The sequence below is a fragment of the Bradyrhizobium sp. genome (assembly GCF_049586575.1).
GTDB lineage: Bacteria > Pseudomonadota > Alphaproteobacteria > Rhizobiales > Xanthobacteraceae > Bradyrhizobium.
Window position 1 is genome coordinate 1 of the sequence record NZ_JBAVCF010000670.1, and the last position, 4,181, is coordinate 4,181.

Annotated in this window: 5 protein-coding genes and 1 pseudogene; 2 read left to right on the forward strand and 4 right to left on the reverse strand. The window is 60.7% G+C overall.

From position 1 onward, the window contains the following. The 3 genes from WB528_RS24575 to pxpB form a co-directional block, all read right to left on the reverse strand. The coding region (locus WB528_RS24575; protein ID WP_423891587.1) for a LamB/YcsF family protein at positions 1–326 on the reverse strand (326 nt) is incomplete at its 3' end. A gap of 46 nt (positions 327–372) precedes the next feature. Then, positions 373–1,428, reverse strand: a complete 1,056-nt coding sequence (locus tag WB528_RS24580) for a biotin-dependent carboxyltransferase family protein (protein ID WP_423891596.1) — start codon at positions 1,426–1,428, stop codon at positions 373–375. A gap of 157 nt (positions 1,429–1,585) precedes the next feature. Next, on the reverse strand, positions 1,586–2,317 hold the full coding sequence (gene pxpB / locus WB528_RS24585; RefSeq protein WP_423891589.1) for a 5-oxoprolinase subunit PxpB: 732 nt from the start codon (positions 2,315–2,317) through the stop codon (positions 1,586–1,588). A gap of 428 nt (positions 2,318–2,745) precedes the next feature. Here pxpB and WB528_RS24590 point away from each other — a divergent pair, with 428 nt between their 5' ends. After that, positions 2,746–3,444 carry a ribonuclease activity regulator RraA gene (locus WB528_RS24590; RefSeq protein ID WP_423891591.1) on the forward strand — a complete coding sequence of 233 codons (699 nt, stop codon included), beginning with the start codon at positions 2,746–2,748 and terminating at the stop codon, positions 3,442–3,444. Between the two features lie 22 nt (positions 3,445–3,466). Beyond that, positions 3,467–3,871, forward strand: coding sequence for a (R)-mandelonitrile lyase (locus WB528_RS24595; protein WP_423891593.1), 405 nt, complete (start codon positions 3,467–3,469; stop codon positions 3,869–3,871). A gap of 21 nt (positions 3,872–3,892) precedes the next feature. On the opposite strand, the pseudogene WB528_RS24600 reads toward WB528_RS24595, so the two are convergent. After that, a pseudogene (locus WB528_RS24600) lies at positions 3,893–4,181 on the reverse strand (transporter substrate-binding domain-containing protein); the annotation flags it as partial.

Genomic DNA, 4,181 nt, shown 5'->3' on the forward strand with positions numbered 1-4,181 from the left:
TGGGTGACCTTGTAGCCCGAAAGCGCCGCGACAGCCTGCAACGCCCCGATCTGATAGGCGACGAGGTTTTCAATTTCGGAAGCGCGCATGCCGTAGAACGGCCGTCGGCCAAAGCCGTGGATGTCACGGTAGCCGGGATGCGCGCCGACGCTGACGCCACGCGCTTTCGCCAATTCCACCGTCTTGTGCATGGTATCGTAATCGCCGCCGTGAAAGCCGCAGGCGACATTCACGGAGGTCGCAACATCGATCATTGCGGCGTCATTGCCCATTTGCCACACGCCGAAGGACTCGCCGAGATCACTGTTCAGGTCGACCGTTTTCATGCTGTTATCCGCTTGTTGGTTGGTCTTTAAAGTTATTGCTGCAAAGTTATTCCCGCGTCAGCGCATCGGCGGGGACTTGCCATGTTCGGGCGTCCACCGCACTGACGGCGACACCGGCGACATTGGCATCTTGCAGCGCTTCGATATTGAGATCAAAGCTGTCGATCGAGCCGAGGCGGCCGGGCAGGGTACATAACAGCTCGGCAAATTTGCGCGCCTCGGCTTGCGCCTCTTCCATGCTGACGGCCTTGAATCGGAAGGCCGTCCCAGCCGGAATTTGTGCAAACCGCCCGAAGTCGGCTGATATCACGGTTGCGATCTTGGGGTAGCCGCCGCTGGTTCCGCGATCGGACATCAGCACAATCGGCTGGCCGTTGCCGGGGACCTGGATGCTGCCGTTGACGGTGCCGTCGGAAACGATGTTGTGCCCGTGCAGGTGTTTGATGACGGGCCCTTCGAGCCGATAGCCCATACGGTCGCTGGTTGCCGATATCTTCCATTCGCTGTCGAGAAACAGACTTATCGTATCGTCGCCAAATTCGTCGTTCTGAGGGCCCAGCACAACGCGGATCGCTCCGGTTACCGGGGCCGGCAGATCGATCCGGCGTTCAGGCGCAGCACTTGCCGCCGTGACGCTTAATTCGTCGCCGGCCTGCAAAGGACGCGGGAACGGGCTACCCAGACCAACGCGCGCATTCACCGAAAAACTTCCGAACATCGGCTCGCCGCGAAAGCCGCCTTCGATCGCGAGATAGCTGAAGGCGCCCCCTCGCGCCATGCCCAGCTTCAACGTCTCGCCATCGGCGATGGTCGCGGAAGTATCCGGGGCCATGGTGCGTCCGGCAACCTCGGCGCTGCGCGGAGCTCCCGAAAGTGCAACACGGACCGCACCGCCATGCGCCTTGAACGCCGCACCATACGGACCGATTTCGATCGCCGGCGCAAACAGCCTGTTTCCAGCCAGACAATTGGCGGCGGCGAGCGCGAACCGGTCCATCGCGCCGCTCGGCGTCAGGCCAAAGCGCTGAGCGCCGAAACGTCCGCCGTCCTGTACCGAGCTTGCCGGACCAATCGAGGAAATGACAAGCCTGGTGCCGCCCATTTGAAGTTCCTGCGTCACAGGCGGCTAGCTCCATTCGGGAACTTCAAATGGAAAAGCGGCACCAGAGCCAATAAGTTTGCCGGTGCCCATGACCTTCCAAAGTTCGTGAAAGGTAGGCGCTGAGGCGTTAGCACGAACTTCGGGAAGTGGGCACTGGTCATGCGGCGATCAACTCAGCGATAATTTCGCCATGCTCGGCGGCGCGTTCCTGCTCCACATACGTCTTGGCGTCGATCCGATAGAACTTCACGCGATCGCCCGGCTCAAGCAGGAAGATCGGGTCGCGATGCAATTGATAGGTTCTGACCGGCGTGCAGCCCAACAGGTGCCATCCGCTTGGACCGGCAATGCATTGGATGCCGGCCTGCACGCCGCCGATCGAGATCGTCCCTGCGGGCGTCAACAGGCGCGGATTGCGGCGGCGCGGCATATACAGCGATTCCTGCAAGCCGCTCAGATAGGACCAGCCCGGCGTGAATCCGAGCATGGCGACGCGGTAATCGCCGGCGATATGCCGCGCCACAACGTCGTCGGGCGTCGTATCAAGCGTCCTGGCGACATCCTCGAGATCAATTCCGTACTCGCCGCCATAGGCAACGGGAATTCGCCAGCGCCGGCCTTTCTCTGACGAGGGCACCGGCCGCTGTGCCAATTCGATCAGCCGCTTGCCCAATGTCTCAAAGCCGACCTGCACGGGATCGTAGTGGACGAGGAGGGATCGATAGGTGGGCACCGTTTCCGTCACACCGGCAATCGGCTCATCGGCGAGCGTGCGGTCGAGCGCAAGCACCCGCCGGTTGGCATCGTCGTCAATCCTGCGGCTGAATTCGACGGTGATCGCGCTGTCCCCACTCGGCAGAAGGCGGGGAGGAGAAAGTGGCGCAGCCATAGCTTGACCCAGTCCGAAAGTTCGTCGGTCGATGCCTCGGCCCTCGCATATTTCGGGCCGCGGCGAAAGTCTGCGCAAGCCTATCATCGAAGCTTTGCAAGCGCGACCCACCAACGAAAAAAATGCCTTTTACTTCAATAAACTAATGCGACAACCTACGATAACATGTGATGATCGCCGGACAGCAATGCCCGAGAGCCCTTGACGCGGTGCCAGTGGTCCAATTCTAACATTCGCATCCCTTCTCAGCGGGCGCTTCTGCGAATGTTAGAATCTAGGGACCATTTGCAAATATAAGCTTCTGCTGGAGTTTCGGATTTGACATTCACTTGACGAACTCGCAGCCAGATGGGAAGCGAATGTCAAATCCCCTCTACCAGTGCCTCGCAAGATGCGCGTCAATTCATCCGACCGGAGTACATGTTTCAATGTCGCTATCCCCCGAAGCCGTCAAAACCCTTTCGCACATCACGACAGCCACCATCACCACTGTCCTGCTCAAGAAGGGCTTGCGCAATGTCTGGCTGCGGGGGACGAAGCCGTTGCGGCCGGGGCAAAAGCGGCTGGTCGGGCCGGCCTTCACACTGCGCTTTGTGCCTGCCCGTGAAGACCTTGCAACGCCGGAATCCTGGTCATCGCCGATTTCAACCCGTACGGCGATTGAAGCGATGCCGGATGGCTGCATCGCCGTGGTGGATGCCATGGGCGTGACCGATGCCGGCATCTTCGGCGACATCCTCTGCGCGCGCATGGTGAAGCGCGGGGTTGCCGCGCTGATTACCGACGGCGTGGTTCGCGACGTGGAGGGGGTGCTCGGTACTGGCCTGCCGGTCTGGTGCGATGGTTATGCGGCTCCGCCTTCGGTCGCCGGACTGACCTTTGTCGGCTGGGGTGAACCGATCGGTTGCGGCGGCGTTGCCGTTTTCCCGGATGACGTGATCGTCGCCGACCAGGATGGAGCCGTCGTTATTCCCAAGGCCTTCCTCGATCATGTTCTGGCCGAGGGCGCCGAGCAGGAGCGCATGGAGGGCTGGATCGTCAATGAGGTCAACAATGGCGCGGTACTGCCCGGTCTTTATCCCATGAATGCAGAAACCAAGGCGCGCTACGCAGCTTCAAAGAAATAAGAACAAGCAAGGAGGATAACTCATGGATATCCATCTCGCCGGTTCACGGCCGACCCGCCGCGGACCGAAGGAATCTTTCACCGGCACGGTCTGGCAGGATCCGATTGTTGAAGCGCCTGCGCCGGCGCGGATCCGGGCCAGTCGGGTGTCCTTCGAACCGGGCGCGCGAACCAATTGGCACACCCATCCGCTCGGGCAAACGCTCTACGTCATTTCGGGCGTCGGACGCTTCCAGACCAAAGGCGGTCCGGTCCGCGAACTTCGGCCAGGTGACGTGGTCTGGATTCCGCCGGGCGAGAAGCATTGGCACGGCGGATCGCCGACCAATGCCATGACCCACGTTGCCATGCAGGAATCGCTCGACGGCAGTCACGTCACCTGGATGGAGCCGGTCACCGACGAGGAATATCAGGCGAAAGTGGGCTAATCCGCGTTCGATACGTGCGGCCTACTGGAACCAGCTTGCATAGATCTTTGCAAAGCGGCCGTCCTTGCGCGCCTGCTCGATCCAGTTGTCGACGAAGGCCTTCAGCGCTGCATCCCGTTGCAGCCAATACGCCTTCTGCGCGTGATCGAAAGGCTGGTCGGGGTGGATCGCGCAAAGCACGCCGGGATGCAGCTTTTGCTGATAGCGCGTCTCCGACGCATCCGTAATCATGAGGTCGGCGTTGCCCCTGGCAATCTCGTCGAAGATGCTGACGTTATCGGCGTAAATCCTGATCTCAGCTCTTTTGATG